The 13,838-nt window shown below is 69.8% G+C and carries 14 protein-coding genes and 2 pseudogenes; 11 read left to right on the plus strand and 5 right to left on the minus strand.

Going from position 1 to position 13,838, the window contains the following annotated elements; genetic code table 11:
• Positions 1-110: 110 nt before the first annotated feature.
• The 4 genes from A5624_RS04590 to A5624_RS04605 all read left to right on the plus strand — a co-directional run bounded on the left by A5624_RS04590 (position 111) and on the right by A5624_RS04605 (position 1,841).
• Positions 111-539 carry a hypothetical protein gene (locus tag A5624_RS04590; RefSeq protein ID WP_156748804.1) on the plus strand — a complete coding sequence of 143 codons (429 nt, stop codon included), beginning with the start codon at positions 111-113 and terminating at the stop codon, positions 537-539.
• Positions 536-751, plus strand: coding sequence for a DUF2945 domain-containing protein (locus A5624_RS04595; RefSeq protein ID WP_066862218.1), 216 nt, complete (start codon positions 536-538; stop codon positions 749-751). The genes A5624_RS04590 and A5624_RS04595 overlap by 4 nt, the downstream gene beginning before the upstream one ends.
• 28 nt (positions 752-779) lie before the next feature.
• Complete coding sequence (locus A5624_RS04600) at positions 780-1,115, plus strand: DUF3140 domain-containing protein (protein WP_082976017.1); 336 nt, start codon at positions 780-782, stop codon at positions 1,113-1,115.
• Positions 1,116-1,265: 150 nt separating this feature from the next.
• Positions 1,266-1,841: a MarR family winged helix-turn-helix transcriptional regulator gene (locus tag A5624_RS04605; protein WP_066862225.1), complete on the plus strand. Its 576-nt coding sequence runs from the start codon at positions 1,266-1,268 to the stop codon at positions 1,839-1,841.
• Here the strand turns inward: A5624_RS04605 and A5624_RS04610 are convergent.
• A complete protein-coding gene (locus A5624_RS04610; RefSeq protein WP_066862228.1) occupies positions 1,838-3,088 on the minus strand; it encodes a glycosyltransferase in 1,251 nt (416 codons plus the stop codon). The two genes, A5624_RS04605 and A5624_RS04610, sit on opposite strands and share 4 nt — an antisense overlap.
• Positions 3,089-3,099: 11 nt before the next feature.
• Positions 3,100-4,146: a type 2 isopentenyl-diphosphate Delta-isomerase gene (gene fni, locus A5624_RS04615; RefSeq protein ID WP_066862231.1), complete on the minus strand. Its 1,047-nt coding sequence runs from the start codon at positions 4,144-4,146 to the stop codon at positions 3,100-3,102.
• A 146-nt stretch (positions 4,147-4,292) separates the two neighbouring features.
• On the opposite strand from fni, the gene A5624_RS04620 reads away from it, so the two are divergent.
• The 4 genes from A5624_RS04620 (at position 4,293) to A5624_RS04635 (ending at position 9,024) form a co-directional block, all read left to right on the plus strand.
• Positions 4,293-6,401, plus strand: a complete 2,109-nt coding sequence (locus A5624_RS04620; RefSeq protein WP_066862233.1) for an MMPL family transporter — start codon at positions 4,293-4,295, stop codon at positions 6,399-6,401.
• Positions 6,398-6,877, plus strand: coding sequence for a TspO/MBR family protein (locus tag A5624_RS04625; RefSeq protein ID WP_066862236.1), 480 nt, complete (start codon positions 6,398-6,400; stop codon positions 6,875-6,877). The genes A5624_RS04620 and A5624_RS04625 overlap by 4 nt, the downstream gene beginning before the upstream one ends.
• Before the next feature lie 2 nt (positions 6,878-6,879).
• Positions 6,880-8,208, plus strand: a complete 1,329-nt coding sequence (locus A5624_RS04630; RefSeq protein ID WP_066862239.1) for a deoxyribodipyrimidine photo-lyase — start codon at positions 6,880-6,882, stop codon at positions 8,206-8,208.
• 264 nt (positions 8,209-8,472) lie between these two features.
• Positions 8,473-9,024, plus strand: a complete 552-nt coding sequence (locus A5624_RS04635) for a DUF4333 domain-containing protein (RefSeq protein ID WP_066862242.1) — start codon at positions 8,473-8,475, stop codon at positions 9,022-9,024.
• Here the strand turns inward: A5624_RS04635 and A5624_RS04640 are convergent.
• On the minus strand, positions 9,021-9,758 hold the full coding sequence (locus A5624_RS04640) for an acyltransferase (protein WP_066862245.1): 738 nt from the start codon (positions 9,756-9,758) through the stop codon (positions 9,021-9,023). The genes A5624_RS04635 and A5624_RS04640 overlap by 4 nt on opposite strands.
• Positions 9,759-9,899: 141 nt before the next feature.
• Here A5624_RS04640 and A5624_RS04645 point away from each other — a divergent pair, with 141 nt between their 5' ends.
• Both A5624_RS04645 and A5624_RS04650 read left to right on the plus strand, forming a co-directional pair.
• Positions 9,900-11,177 carry a PQQ-binding-like beta-propeller repeat protein gene (locus tag A5624_RS04645; protein ID WP_197518917.1) on the plus strand — a complete coding sequence of 426 codons (1,278 nt, stop codon included), beginning with the start codon at positions 9,900-9,902 and terminating at the stop codon, positions 11,175-11,177.
• A gap of 18 nt (positions 11,178-11,195) precedes the next feature.
• Positions 11,196-11,585, plus strand: coding sequence for a DUF6264 family protein (locus tag A5624_RS04650; protein WP_066862251.1), 390 nt, complete (start codon positions 11,196-11,198; stop codon positions 11,583-11,585).
• Here the strand turns inward: A5624_RS04650 and A5624_RS04655 are convergent.
• Both A5624_RS04655 and A5624_RS04660 read right to left on the minus strand, forming a co-directional pair.
• Positions 11,582-12,265 carry an esterase gene (locus A5624_RS04655; RefSeq protein WP_066862253.1) on the minus strand — a complete coding sequence of 228 codons (684 nt, stop codon included), beginning with the start codon at positions 12,263-12,265 and terminating at the stop codon, positions 11,582-11,584. The genes A5624_RS04650 and A5624_RS04655 overlap by 4 nt on opposite strands.
• Positions 12,266-12,335: 70 nt before the next feature.
• Positions 12,336-13,394 (minus strand): annotated as a pseudogene (locus tag A5624_RS04660) (class I SAM-dependent methyltransferase); the annotation flags it as partial.
• Here A5624_RS04660 and A5624_RS04665 point away from each other — a divergent pair.
• Positions 13,374-13,706, plus strand: a pseudogene (locus A5624_RS04665) (SAM-dependent methyltransferase); the annotation flags it as partial. The pseudogenes A5624_RS04660 and A5624_RS04665 sit on opposite strands and share 21 nt — an antisense overlap.
• Positions 13,707-13,838: the final 132 nt, after the last annotated feature.

A 13,838-nucleotide genomic window follows, 5' to 3' on the forward strand; every position in this document is an offset into this window, starting at 1 on the left:
GGTCATTCGCACCAAGCAGTTAACCATTCAGCTGATGAACCACCGGATCGACGATTCGCACCGCCCCGCGGCGGGAATGCTCCGACCAACTGGGGGAAAGCATGGACGGCATGGCCAATGGCGAGATCGACGGCGTGGCGCAGGCGGTAGGTAAGGTGACCGAGGCGCTGGAAACCATCGAGCGCGCCCGCGGGCATCTGTATTCCTTTCATCAGCTCACCGGCCGGGCCGACCTGCAACTCGACGAGGCGGTGGCGCGGCTGCGCGAAACCGGCCACGCCGATCTGGCGCAACACATCAGCACCGAGCTGATCGGACGCAACGTCCTGCCCGGCCGGTGGAGCTTCCAGGTGCTGGAGGACTACGACGACGGCTACTACCGCTGCTTCACACAGATCGAGCAGCTGGTGCGAAGCCGGCTCACCGAGGGGCGCCGCCACGTCTACGAGATGGCCCTCAAGGAGCGTCGACGCACCGACGGACACCCGGCCCACACCGCCTCCCCCAGCGACGAATCGGCGAAAGGTGAATCCCGGTGAGCGACAAGCAATTCAAAAAGGGCGACAAGGTCGAGTGGCAAAGCCACGGCACCACGGTCCGGGGCACGGTCGAGGGCAAGATCACCTCCGACACTCAGGCCGCCGGGCGCACGGTGCGGGCGTCCGAGGACGAGCCGCAGTACAAGGTGCGCAGCGACAAGACGGGAGCCGACGCGGTGCACAAGCCCGAATCGCTGCGCCGCGCAAAGTGATGCGCGACAACGGCATCGAGGAGTCACCGTGACCGACGACCATGACACCACCTGGGAGCGCTTCCGGGACACCGTCAACATGACGGCGCGCGAGCTGGAAAACTGGCTCGGCACCGAGGAATCGAAGAGTGTCGGCGAAAAGCGGAGCGGAGCCGAGGCCACGGGCCACGCCAGTGGCCGTCACATCGTCAAGATACTCAAGGCCAAACGCGCCGACCTCACCGAGGCCGACTACGCGCACATGCGAAAGGTGGTCGGTTATGCCAGGCGCCACCTGGCGCAACGCCCGCAGGGCGACATCGATGAAAGCCCCTGGCGGTACTCGTTGATGAACTGGGGCCACGACCCCGCGAAGTCTCGATAGCGCCCGCTCGGCGCGGCTGAGCCGCCGCGGCGGCGATCCGCCGAGGGTGCCGTAGGCTGATGGCCACCGAACGCTCCGGCGCGTTTCGACTGCCGCGGATAGCGGTCACCGATACGCTGGCCGGCGTATTTGCAAAAAGGATGCGGGCAAGTGACCAAGCGCGCCGCCGCTGACCGGCGACCAGATCGAGCCGAACTCGAGAAATTGATGTCGGCCGACATGCGCGCGATCACCGCCCAGTCCGACCGCATCGGCCGCCACTTCGCCCGGCAAAACGATGTCAGCAGCACGGATTTTCACGCGTTGCTGCACATCATGGTCGCCGAAACCGCCGGGGAGCCGTTGACGGCGGCCCAGTTGCGCCGCCGCATGGACGTCTCACCGGCCGCGATCACCTACCTGGTCGACCGCATGATCGACGCCGGCCACGTCCGTCGCGAACCCGATCCCCAGGACCGGCGCAAGACCCTGCTTCGCTACGAGAAGCCGGGCATGGCGCTGGCCCGCTCGTTCTTCACTCCCCTTGGCGCCGAGCTACATACGGCGCTGGCCGACCTTCCAGATCGCGACCTGGCGGCGGCGCATCGGGTGTTCAGCGCGATGATCGAGGCGATGGCCAGCTTCGAATCACGGCTGGCCACACCGGGTCCGAAGACGCCCGCGGCCCCCGAACCTAAGGTCAAGGGTCATCGCGGTCCGGCGAGACGCGGCGCCGCGCCCGACTAGTGAACCGGCCGCTCGGCGGCGCAGCCCAGTAGCCGTTGCTCGATCAGGTCGGCGCCGTGGGCCACGCCCCCCGTCGCGGCGAGCCCCGCGGCCACCCGTTGCGCGCCGTCGGCCATCGTCATCGCCTTGCGTACCTTGGCTCTCAGTCGCGCCGCGGTGAGCTTCTTGGCGGTCAACCGGGTTCCACAGCGGGCCATCTCCACTCGCCTGGCGACCTCGGCCTGATCGCGCGCGAAGGGCACAACGCAGACCGGCACTCCCCGATCGAGGGCCTTCAACGTCGTGCCCATCCCCCCGTGCGTGATGGCGCAGCTGGCGCGGGCGAGGATGGCCGCGTGCGGCACGAACCGGCGCACGGTCGCGTTCTCGGGTCGCGGCAGACCAGCGGGCACACCGGCCGGGAACGTCGCCACCACGTGCACGTCCTCGTCGGCGAGCGCGCGCAACGCGATTCGTCCCAACGCCTCGTCACCCTGGCGCAACGAGGAGGTGTTCACCAGCACCATCGGACGTTCGATGGCGTCGATCCACTCCGGTGCGGCGGCCGTCGAGGGCTCGAATGCGCAGGCACCGATGTGGTGCACCACGCCGGACCATCCCGGATGCGGGTACTCGAACGGCTCGCCGCCGACCGCCAATACCAGCGGCGCGCGCCGGATGAAGCCGTCCACCGAGGTGACCGGCGGCAGGTCCAGCCCGGCGCGAATGGCGTTGACGCGAGGCAACATTGGCCGGTCGAACAGGTGCCTGACGATCGGCCGCACCGTGGCGTCACGGACCTCACCGACGATGCCCGGCAGCGGACGAAATCCGGGACCGAATGGTGGCACCCCGCGCGATCGCAGGTAGGGGGTGAACGGTGAGAACAACAGCCACGGAAGGTCCCCGGCGTCCGCGGCCGACAGGGCTCCCCAACAGTTCGCGTCCACGATCACCGCATCCGGCCGGGTCGCGCCCACCGCACGCCGAAAGTCGTCGACTTCCAGCACCGCCCGCCGGCACAGCACGTCGATGGTTAACTTCAACACTCCCAAGGTATTTCGCGCCTGCCAGTCGTTGCCGGCGATCGCCTCGATCCGCGGATCGACCGGCTCGGCGTGCACGCCGATGGATCGCATCGTCGAAACACCGGCCGACATGGTGCGCAGGTGCACCTCGTGTCCGCGCCGGGTCAGCTCGGCGAGCAGCGCCCCGGCCGGCAGCAGATGCCCCAGGGCGGGCGAGCCGTAGGCCAAGATGACGGCCACGTCGCGCGGGCCTAGTCCGCGCCGACGAGTTCGACGCCGCGCAGGTCCGCCAGGTTCGCGGCACCACAGCCGTGCAGGCAGATCCGCAGCTCGTCGATGAACGGCTGCAGCCAGTCGACCACGGCGGCACTCGATTCGATGGCGGCCGGCAGCAGCGGCCGGGCGACCGCCACGACATCGGCACCGAGTGCGATCGCCTTGGCCGCATCCATACCGGTGCGGATGCCACCGGAGGCCACCAAGGGGATCGCCGGTAGCACCTCGCGCACCTCGACTATGGCGCGGGCGGTCGGGATGCCCCAGTCGGCCAGGTGCGGGTAGCGCAGTTCGCCGTACCGCACGAACTGCTCGACGCGCGACCACGACGTGCCGCCGGCGCCCGCGACGTCGATTCCGGTCACCGGCAATTCGCCTTCTCCCCCGACCAGTTCCGCGGCCGCCGCGCCGCCGATGCCGTGCCCGACCTCCTTGAGCAGCACCGGATAGTCGACGGTGGCGGCGGCCTCGCGCAACCTGTTCAGCGACCCGGCGAAGTCGGTGTCGCCGTTGTGTTGCATCGCCTCCTGGAGCGGATTGGTATGCACGGCAAGCGCATCGGCGCCCACTCGGTCCAGGGCCTTCGCCAGATCCGGCGCGGCGGCCTTGGTCAGTTGCGCCAAGCCGATGTTGCCGAACAGCAAGACATCCGGCGCCACATCGCGCACCGTGAAGCTGTCCGCCGCCCGCTCCCCCAGCGCACTGTCCAACATGATCCGCTGCGAGCCCAGCATCATGCCCAAACCCAGCTGCTGGGCCGCCGCGGCCAGGTTGCGGTTGATCGTCCCGGACAACTCCGCACCCCCGGTCATCGCGCCGATGAGGATAGGCGACCGCAGGCGGGCACCGAAAAAGTCGGTGGACAAATCGATGTCGCCCAGGTTGGTCTGGGTCAGCGCGTTGTACGGCAGTTCATAGCGGTCCAGCCCGGTGGTGACGCCGTCGTAGCCGACCGGCTCGCTCAGGCAGACATCGATGTGCCGCCGCTTGCGGGTGGTCATCTCGCCGCGGTCAGCGGTCATCGCAGGTACCCCCTCGCGTCCGACACTGCCCCCGGCCCCGCGTCCATAATGTCCATAGTGCCCCCTCCTGCGTACCGCCGGCGCCGTCGCGTCGCGATGCGTCATTTCAGTTGATTAATGTTTAACAAACTGAAAGGGTTGTAAACGTGGTGTGGGATTCCGTGGCCGCCGCCGTGACGGGGCGGCGTTGCTGGCTGCTCGCGCTGATCGCGGCCGCGCTCGGTGTCGGGTTGATGGTCCTGATCGGCGGTAACGCCGCCGCGGGCCAATCCCCGCAATCCGTTCCAGTCGATGCGCAATCCGCCCGGGTCGAGACCCTGGCCAGGCAGTTTCCCGGGGGTGACAAGGCGCCGCTGATCGTGGTGGTCAGCCGCACCGATGCAGGCGTGCTGACCGCGTCCGACCGCGACGCCGCCCAGGCCGCTCGGGACCGCGCGCTGGCGGCCTCGCGGCCCGGCGCGAATGCGGCGGCGACCCCGCTGCTGCCGTCGAGCGACGGCAGGGCCGCCCAGGCCGCGGTCCCCATCGACGCCGACCTGTCCGGGCTCGAGCTCTCCGACGCCGTCACCACGCTGCGCACGGCCGCGGCCACCGGCCTGCCCGGGCAGCTGCAGGTGCACGTGACCGGCGGCCCCGCCTTCGGGGCGGACATCGCCGGCGCGTTCGCGGGCGCCAATATCACCCTGCTCGCGGTGACGACGTCGGTGGTGGCGCTGCTGCTGATCGCCACCTACCGCTCCCCGGTGCTGTGGCTGGTCCCGCTGCTCGTCGTCGGATTCGCCGATCGAGTGGCCGCGGCGCTCGGCACGGCGGTCGCATCGCTGACCGGGCTGAGTTTCGACGGCGCCACCTCCGGGATCACCAGCGTGCTGGTTTTCGGCGCCGGCACCAATTACGCGCTGCTGCTGATCTCCCGGTATCGACAAGAGCTGCACCGCCATTCCGCGCACCGCGCCGCCCTGCGCGAGGCCGTGCGCAGGGCGGGGCCGGCCATCGTCGCCAGCAACGCCACCGTGGTGTTGGCGTTGCTCACCCTGCTGTTCGCGTCCACCCCGAGCACCCGCAGCCTGGGCGCGCTCGCGGCGTGCGGCCTTGTCGTCGCGGCGATTTCGGTGCTGGTGATCCTCCCCCCGCTGCTGGCCGGCTGCGGGCGGCGATTGTTCTGGCCGTTCATCCCGCGCGCGGACGACGGCGACACCCTCGGAGCCGGCGCGTGGCTTCGCGTCGCGGAATGGGTGAATCGGCGCCCCGCTCTGGTGGCGGCGGTCGCCGTCGCGGTGCTGGCGGTCCTGGGCACCGGCCTGCTGGGAACCCGGATCGGCCTGACGCAGACCGAACAGTTCCGCCTGCGCGCCGACTCCGTGGTGGGATACCAGGTTGTGGCCCAACACTTTCCGGCCGGACTGACCAACCCGACGCTGGTCATCGGACGCACGGATCACGCCTCGGCACTGCGGCAGGCAATCACCGCCACCCCCGGCGTCGTCTCGGTGACCGAGTCCGGCCGATCGGAGTCCGGGCTGACGAAGTGGTCGGTGGTGATCGACGCGCCGCCGTCGTCGAATCAAGCTTTCAATGCAGTTGCGGCACTGCGGAATTCGACGCGAGCCGTGGACCCCGCGGCGTTGGTGGGCGGGCCCGACGCGCAGGCCCTCGACGTACGTGATGCGGCCACTCATGACCGGCTGCTGCTGATCCCGGCGATCCTGGCCGTCATCCTGGTCGTGCTGTACGCGGTGCTGCGCTCGGCCCTGGCGCCACCGACGCTGCTGGCCGCGACGATCCTGGGCGCGTTGGCCGCGCTGGGCATGGGTGGGTGGGCGAGCCTGCACGTCTTCGGGTTCCCGGCGCTGGACAACACCACCCCGCTGTTCGCGTTCTTGTTCTTGGCGGCCCTCGGGGTGGACTACACGATCTTTCTGGTCACCCGGGCCCGCGAGGAAGCCGCGCGGCCCGGCGCCCGCGCTCCGATGGTGCGCGCTGTATCGGCTACCGGTGGCGTGATCACCAGTGCCGGAATCGTTTTGGCCGCCGTGTTCTGCGTGCTCGGGGTGTTGCCGCTGATCGTGTTGACCCAGCTTGGCATCATCGTCGGCCTGGGAATCCTGCTCGACACCTTCGTGGTGCGCACGCTGGTCATCCCGGCGTTGTTCGCCCTCATCGGCGACCGGATCTGGTGGCCGACCAATCCAACACGCACCAAAACCGTTGAGCAACAAGCGGACCGGAGACAACCAGAACGGAGCACGCCATGAACAGGTCGATACTGGCCGGGACCAGCCTGGCCGTGGCCGCAACCGCCGCGGCCGGCAGCGTCGCCAGCCGCGACGCCACGTCCCGGTGGTACTCGCGGCTCCGCAAGCCCGCCTACCAGCCACCCCGCGCCGCCTTCCCCGCGGCGTGGACCACGCTCTACGGGGACATCGCGGTCACGTCGGCGGCAGCCCTCGACCGTCTGAAGGCAACCGGGCAGCACGACAAGGCCCGCGCGTACGCGGCGGCGCTGACGGCGAACCTGGCCCTGAACGCCGGATGGAGTTGGCTGTTCTTCCGGTACCACAAACTCGGGGCCGCCACGATCGGGGCGGCGGCGCTGACGGCCAGTAGCGCCGATCTGGTCAGGCGCACGGCGCAAGCCACACCGCGCGGCGCGCTGGCGTTGCTGCCCTACCCCTTGTGGTGCGGCTTCGCGACCGTTTTGTCCACCCACATCTGGCGACTCAACCGCTGACTATGCCGGCACTGCTGTGGTTTCGCCGAGATCTGCGGTTGCGCGATCATCCGGCGCTGCTCGCCGCGGCCGAGAACGACGAGGTGCTCGCCTGCTTCGTGCTGGACCCGCGCCTGGAAAAGTCCTCGGGGCAACGCCGACTGCAGTACCTCGGTGACTCGCTGCGCCGGCTGCGCGACGATCTCGACGGCCGGCTGCTGGTCACCCGCGGGCAGCCCCACACGCAGATTCCCCGCATAGTCAAGGAAATCGGGGCGTCGTCGGTGCACATCTCCGAAGACTTCGCGCCGTTCGGCAAGCGCCGTGACGAGCGGGTGCGCGCGGCGCTGGGTCCGGTGCCGCTGATGGCGACGGGGTCGCCGTACCTCGTCTCACCCGGCCGCGTCACCAAACCCGATGGCTCGCCCTACCAAGTGTTCACCCCGTTCCTGCGCCAGTGGCGCAAGACCGGGTGGCGGGAACCGGCGAAGTCGAACGCGAAGTCCGCGCGCTGGCTGGATCCGGCGAGCCTGTCCATCAAGCAGTGCGACCTCCCCGATCCCGGACAGGCCCTCGAGGTGGCCGCAGGCGAGGCGGCGGCACGCAAACAATGGAAGTCGTTCGTCGACAACGGCTTACAAAGCTACGCCGAGGACCGCAACAGGCCCGACCTGACCGGGACCAGCCGCATGTCGGCGCACCTGAAGTTCGGCGCCATTCATCCGCGCACCCTGGTCGCCGACCTGGACGCGCGAAGCGTCGGGGCGCAGGCCTTCTTGCGGGAGTTGGCTTTTCGCGACTTCTACGCCGACGTGCTGCACCACTGGCCGGCCAGCGCCTGGCGGAACTGGAACAGCGATTTCGACGGCATCCAGACCGACACCGGCGCGCAGGCCGCCCGCCGCTTCGAGGCGTGGAAAGCCGGCGAGACGGGCTTTCCGTTCGTGGATGCCGGCATGCGTCAGCTGCGCGACACCGGATTCATGCACAACCGCGTGCGCATGGCCGTGGCCTCGTTCCTGGTCAAGGACCTGCACCTGCCGTGGCAATGGGGGGCCGAATGGTTCCTGGACCAGCTGGTCGACGGCGACATGGCGAACAACCAGCACGGCTGGCAGTGGTGTGCGGGCTGCGGCACCGACGCCGCGCCCTACTTCCGGGTGTTCAACCCGATCACCCAGGGTGAGAAGTTCGACCCGGCGGGTGATTACATCCGGCGCTGGGTCCCGGAGCTGCGTTCGGCCGACGACGTGCACCTGCGCAAGGGTCAGCGTCCCGACGGCTATCCCGAGCCGATAGTCGACCACGCCGCGGAGCGCGCCGAGGCGCTGCGGCGTTACCAGAGCATCTGAGCGGGATTCGCCGTCGAGGCGCTCCCGCCGGCTCCGCGAACTGACGCGCACCCTTCCGCCATGTGCTAGCACCCGCGCCAGCGGAATCGGAAAGCGGATTATGGTGCGCAGACGTTACCGCTGTGACATGAGTGGCCGTTGGTGGGTCATGGACGCAGCAACGGCCACTCCCGCCGGCACCCGTTTGCTGAATCGTGCGCCCGAAACCGATGAGCATGCCAGGATCAGCCCATACATCGCGGGCAAGCCTTTCGGGAGGCGACAATGACCAACTTCATCATCCGGGCGCTGCTGATCTCTGGCGCGGCGGCCGGACTCGCCGCGGGCGTCGGCGCCTGTTCGTGTTCCGTCGGCACCTCGCACTCGGTGAGCAAGAGCGATGTCGCCGGCCAGATCACCGCCAAAATGACCGACGCGGCGGGCAACAAACCGGAGTCGGTGAACTGCCCCACCGATCTGCCCGCGAAGGTCGGCGCGCAGATCAATTGCGACATGAAGGTCAAGGACCGGCCGTTCAACGTCAACGTCACGGTGACCAGCGTCAACGGCAAGGACGTCAAGTTCGACATGGTCGAGACCGTCGACAAGAACCAGGTCGCCGGCGCGATCAGCACCCAGGTGGGTCAGCAGGTCGGCCGCAAACCGGACGCGGTGACCTGCCCCGACAACCTCAAAGGCGTTGCGGGCGCGACGTTACGGTGTCAGCTCACCGACGGCGCCGACAAATACGGCGTGCTGGTGACCGTGACCGACGTCGACGCCGGCGACGTCAACTTCCACTTCAAGGTCGACGAGCAGCCGCAGGCCGCCGGCTAACGGGCCGCCTTCTTGCGCTCGATGTCGGCCAGCGCGGCCGCCAGTTCGGCGCGCTGGGCGGCCGAGCTCTCCCAGGCGAGCTGGCGGTTCTTCACCACCTTGGCCGGCGCGCCGACCGCGATCGAGTAGTCCGGGATCACCCCGCGGACCACCGCGTGAGACCCGAGCACGCAACCACGCCCGATGGACGTGCCGCGCAGCACCGATACCTTGACGCCCACCCAGGTGTCCGGACCGATCCGGACCGGGGACTTGACGATGCCCTGGTCCTTGATCGGCAGGTCGATGTTGTCCATGCGGTGGTCGAAATCGCAGACGTAGCACCAGTCGGCCATCAGCACCGAGTCGCCGAGCTCGATGTCGAGGTAGGCGTTGATCACGTTGTCGCGACCCAGCACCACCTTGTCCCCGAACCGCAGCGAACCCTCGTGCGCGCGGATGGTGTTCTTGTCGCCGATGTGCACCCAGCGGCCGATCTCAAGCTGCGCGAGCTCGGGCGTCGCATGGATCTCGACGCCCTTGCCCAGAAACACCATGCCGCGGGTGATGATGTGCGGGTTGGCCAGCTTGAACTTCAGCAGCCGCCAATAGCGCACCAGGTACCACGGCGTGTACGCGCGGTTGCGCAGCACCCATTTCAGCGAGGCCAGCGTGAGGAACTTGGCCTGGCGCGGGTCGCGCAGATTTGATCCACGCCAGCGACGATGGACCGGGGCACCCCACATGGATGTCATGGCCGGAAAGCCTAGTCGAGAGGCCAAGCGATACCCTCACGTGTACTCGATCGCCGCACCCGCCGAACGCCCCTGCGGAAGGACTTGGAAACCGACGTGCTTGCCCGACGACTCGTCAGTGGGCTACGGCGTTGTTCATCCGTGGCGCTGGCGGCCGTGCTCGCGGTGCCGCTGGGGGCCTGCGTCAACACCGACTCGTGGGTGGACGCCGCGGCCGCGCAAGGCTGGCCGGCCCAGTACGCCGACGCCGCCAACAGCAGCTACACCACCGTCGGCGGCGCCACCAAGCTGTCGCTGCAATGGACCCGGTCGGTCAAGGGAAGCCTGGCCGCCGGACCGGCGCTCAGCGCGCGCGGCTATCTGGTCCTCAACGCCCAGACGTCGGCGGGATGTTCGCTGATGGAGTGGGAGAACAACGACAACGGGCGGCAGCGCTGGTGTGTGCGGCTCCCCCAGGGTGGGGGCTTCGGCGGCCCGCTGCTCGACGGTTTCGACAATGTCTATGTCGGCCAGCCCGGGGCCATGCTGTCCTTTCCGGTCACCCAGTGGACGCGGTGGCGCCAGCCGGTGATCGGCATGCCCACCACGCCGCGGTTCCTCGGGCAGGGCGAGCTGCTCGTCACGACCCACCTGGGGCAGGTGCTGGTCTTCGACTCCCATCGCGGCCAGGTGACCGGGAGCCCGCTCGATCTCGTCGACGGCGTCGACCCCACCGACCCCGCGCGCGGCCTCGCCGACTGCGCCCCGGCCCGCCAGGGCTGTCCCGTCGCGGCCGCCCCCGCCTTCTCGCCGGTCAATGGGATGGTGGTGCTCGGGGTCTGGCAGCCCGGCGCCCCGGCCGCGGGTCTGGTGGGGCTGAAGTACCACCCCGGGCAGACGCCGCTGCTCACCCGCGAATGGACCAGCGACGCCGTCGGCGCCGGCATCATCGCCAGCCCAGTGCTGTCGGCCGACGGATCGACCGTCTACGTCAACGGCCGCGACCAACGGCTGTGGGCGCTGCGCACCGCCGATGCGAAGGTGAAATGGTCGGCGCCGCTGGGCTTCCTGGCGCAGACGCCGCCCGCGGTCACCCCGCAGGGGCTGATCGTGGCGGGCGGCGGGCCCGACACCCGGCTGGCGGCGTTCAAGGACGCCGGTGATCACGCCGACCAGGTGTGGCGCCGCGACGACGTGTTCCCCCTGTCGACGTCGAGCCTTGCCGGCGGCGGCGTCGGCTACGCGGTGGTCAGCGGCCCACCGGCGAACGGCGCCCCCGGCATGTCGCTGCTGGTGTTCGATCCGGGCAGCGGCCGCACGTTGAACAGCTCTGCGCTGCCCGCGGCGACCGGGTATCCCGTCGGGGTATCGGTCGGCACCGATCGCCGGGTGGTGGCCGCCACCAGCGACGGCCAGGTTTACGGTTTTGCGCCGGCCTGACCGGGACATACTGCTGTAGTGCCGATCGACGACCCCGCGGCGCCCGGCGCCGCCACCACCAGTACCGCAGGAAGCGGCCGCAGCAACACCGCCGACACCGTGGCGACGGTCATCTTGCTGGTCATCCACGGCGGCCTCTACGGCGCGACCTTCGCGCTGCTGGGTCTGCTGGTGATGACCACCGATGCGTGCGGCTCCCGGCAGTGCGGCAATCCCGCCTGGATCGACCGGGCCATGAACCTGGCCACCTGGGGCGGCGCGGCCCTGTTGCTCATCGACATCGTGCTCGCGGTTTACCATCTGGTGCGCCGGCGGCGGGCGTTTTTCGTCCCGATCATCGGGTGCCTCGCGCAGGTGGCGCTGGCGGTCGCCGCCGTCGCGATGGAGTTGCAGGCCGGCCCGGTCTAGATCGCCAGCGGCGGAATGGCGTTGCGCGGCACCTGGGCCTGCAGCGGCCCGCCGAACGCCGGCAGCATCTCGCCCGGGGCGAAGTAGAAGATCAGCTGATCGTCGGTGATGGCGAAGTTCTGGTAGTGGGTCGGGTCATGGCCGGTCGACGGCAAAATGGCGGCGCCCAAAGGAGTTTGGCGTTCCAGGTCGCGCTGCACGATCGGGAAGATGGCGTCCAGCGGCGTGGTGTTGGGAGGGAACAGGTTGTCGAAGGTCAGCGGCTGCTTGGTGCCCAGGTTGTAGTTGAAGGCCTTGTACCAGATCGACGAGTGCGATCCCCCGACGTCCTGGAAGAACTTGAGCACCACGCTGCGGGTGTTGTGCGGCGGCTGCCCAGCGCTGTGCTGTTCGGTGGTGGCCTCCAGCTGGTAGGGCTGGTCGCGGCCGCCGGAACTCTGCGCGACCGCGACGAAGCCGTCCCGGTTCTGGGTGATGTAGTCGGTCAGCGCCTGCTCGTCCGGGTAGTCGGCGGGGAAGGTCATGTTGAGCGTGTAGTTGGGGCCGGTGGCGTGCAGATGGCACAGCTGGCCGGCCTCGACGCTGCCGCCCAAACCGGCACACGACGGCGGCTCGGCCGCGGCCGGCGAGCCCACCAGGACCGCCGCCGCCAGCAGCGCAGCGGCTATCGGATAACGCATCGTGGAATCGTCCTCGCAGAGTGGCCAGGGCCGGTGACCCGGAGAAGTGACGCCGCCAGCGTACCCGGAGCTATCGGGAGGGCCGGCAAACGAATGCCATCGCCCGGCTGGCGGTCCGGGCGCCGATGCGGGCGATGACCACGGACAGCGGGCGGCTCCCGCGCAGCCGCATCCGTTTGCGCAGCGCGTCCGGGTCGACGTGCACCCCGCGCACCAGCACCTCGAGCGCGCCGCAGTCGCGAGCCGACAGCGCCTGGCGCAGGCGGCGCTCGTCGAAGACCAGCTGTTCGAGCACCTCAAACCCGCGGTCGGCGGCCGGTAGCGCATCACCGGAGAGGTAGGCGATGTCGGGGTCGAGCTGCCAGAGTCCGTGCCGTGCGCCGTAGTGGCGCACCAGCCCGGCCCGCACCACGGCGCCGTCCGGGTCGACGATCCAGCGACCGGCCGGCCGCACGCCGCAGTCGCCGGGGTCGGTGTCGGTCAGCTGCTCGCCGCGGTCCAGCATGTTGGCCCGCCGGCCCACGCCGGGCCGCGCCAGCCCGGCCGACCACAGGCAGGCTTCCCGGACCGAACCCCGATACGACGTCACCTCGATCTCGCCGCCGAAGCCCAGGCGCCGCACCTCATCGAAATCGATTCCGGGAGCGCACTTTACGACGAAGTGCCGGTCGCGGTAGGTGTCGAGCAGCGAGCCCAGGCCGGGCCGGTAGTCGTCGATACGCAACCGGCGCCGGCCCTCGACGCGCCGGGCCGGGTCGGCGACGAGCACGGCGTCGCGGGTGATCGGGCGCAGGGCGTCGGCGCGGCAGAGCAGGGCCGCATCCCCCACGTTGTGGCGGGCCATGGCCAGCCGCACCGGGTCGATATCGCTGCCCACCGCGGTGACCCCGCAGGCCCGCAGCGCGGCGAGCTCGGTGCCGATCGAACAGGTCGCGTCGTGCACGACGAAATCGGGGGCGGCGCCGGCCAATCGCCGGGCCCGGTGCAAGGCCACCGGCGCCGCGGTGGCCTGCTGCAGCGCCTCGTCGGTGAACAGCCACGCCGGCGTCGCAAGGCCGCCGAGTTTGTCCACCGCGCGGCGGCGCAACAGGACCGTCTCCACCAGGATCGCGGCGCGGTCGCCGAATCGTCGCGGGCGGCGGCGCTGGAGGCCATCGTCGACCTGCACACCTTCACCCCGGGCGACCTGGAGCGGATGGCCGCCAACGCCGGGGCCGCCCAGGTGCGGACCGTCAGCGAGGAGTTCACCGCCGCGATGTTCGGCTGGCCGGTGCGCACCTTCGAGGCGTCGGTGCCGCCCGGGCGGCTGGGCTGGGGCTGGGCGAAGTTCGCCTTCAACGGCTGGAAGACGCTGAGCTGGGTGGACGCCAACGTGTGGCGCCGTGTGGTGCCGAAGGGCTGGTACTACAACGTGATGGTGACCGGGGTCAAACCCTCCTGAGTGGTGGGCTGCGGTTCAGCGCGCAAGACGTCGGCTACCTGCGGTCGGCCGCGGGTGCCGCGGCGCTGGCGGAGGTCGCCCGGCTCGTGCTGACCGACGCCACCCGGGTCGCCGACGTCGCCGCCGCCCGCG

Source organism: Mycobacterium sp. 1482292.6 (assembly GCF_001672995.1).
Classification (GTDB): Bacteria; Actinomycetota; Actinomycetes; order Mycobacteriales; family Mycobacteriaceae; genus Mycobacterium; species Mycobacterium europaeum_A.

Bases quoted from the DNA above. Each gene is read 5' to 3' on its own strand.
- A5624_RS04635 (WP_066862242.1), top strand. From the start codon at position 8,473: ATGACCAACTTCATCATCCGGGCGCTGCTGATCTCTGGCGCGGCGGCC.
- A5624_RS04630 (WP_066862239.1), top strand. From the start codon at position 6,880: ATGCCGGCACTGCTGTGGTTTCGCCGAGATCTGCGGTTGCGCGATCAT.
- A5624_RS04625 (WP_066862236.1), top strand. From the start codon at position 6,398: ATGAACAGGTCGATACTGGCCGGGACCAGCCTGGCCGTGGCCGCAACC.
- A5624_RS04640 (WP_066862245.1), bottom strand. From the start codon at position 9,758: ATGACATCCATGTGGGGTGCCCCGGTCCATCGTCGCTGGCGTGGATCA.
- A5624_RS04590 (WP_156748804.1), top strand. From the start codon at position 111: ATGGCCAATGGCGAGATCGACGGCGTGGCGCAGGCGGTAGGTAAGGTG.
- A5624_RS04655 (WP_066862253.1), bottom strand. From the start codon at position 12,265: ATGCGTTATCCGATAGCCGCTGCGCTGCTGGCGGCGGCGGTCCTGGTG.
- fni (WP_066862231.1), bottom strand. From the start codon at position 4,146: ATGACCGCTGACCGCGGCGAGATGACCACCCGCAAGCGGCGGCACATC.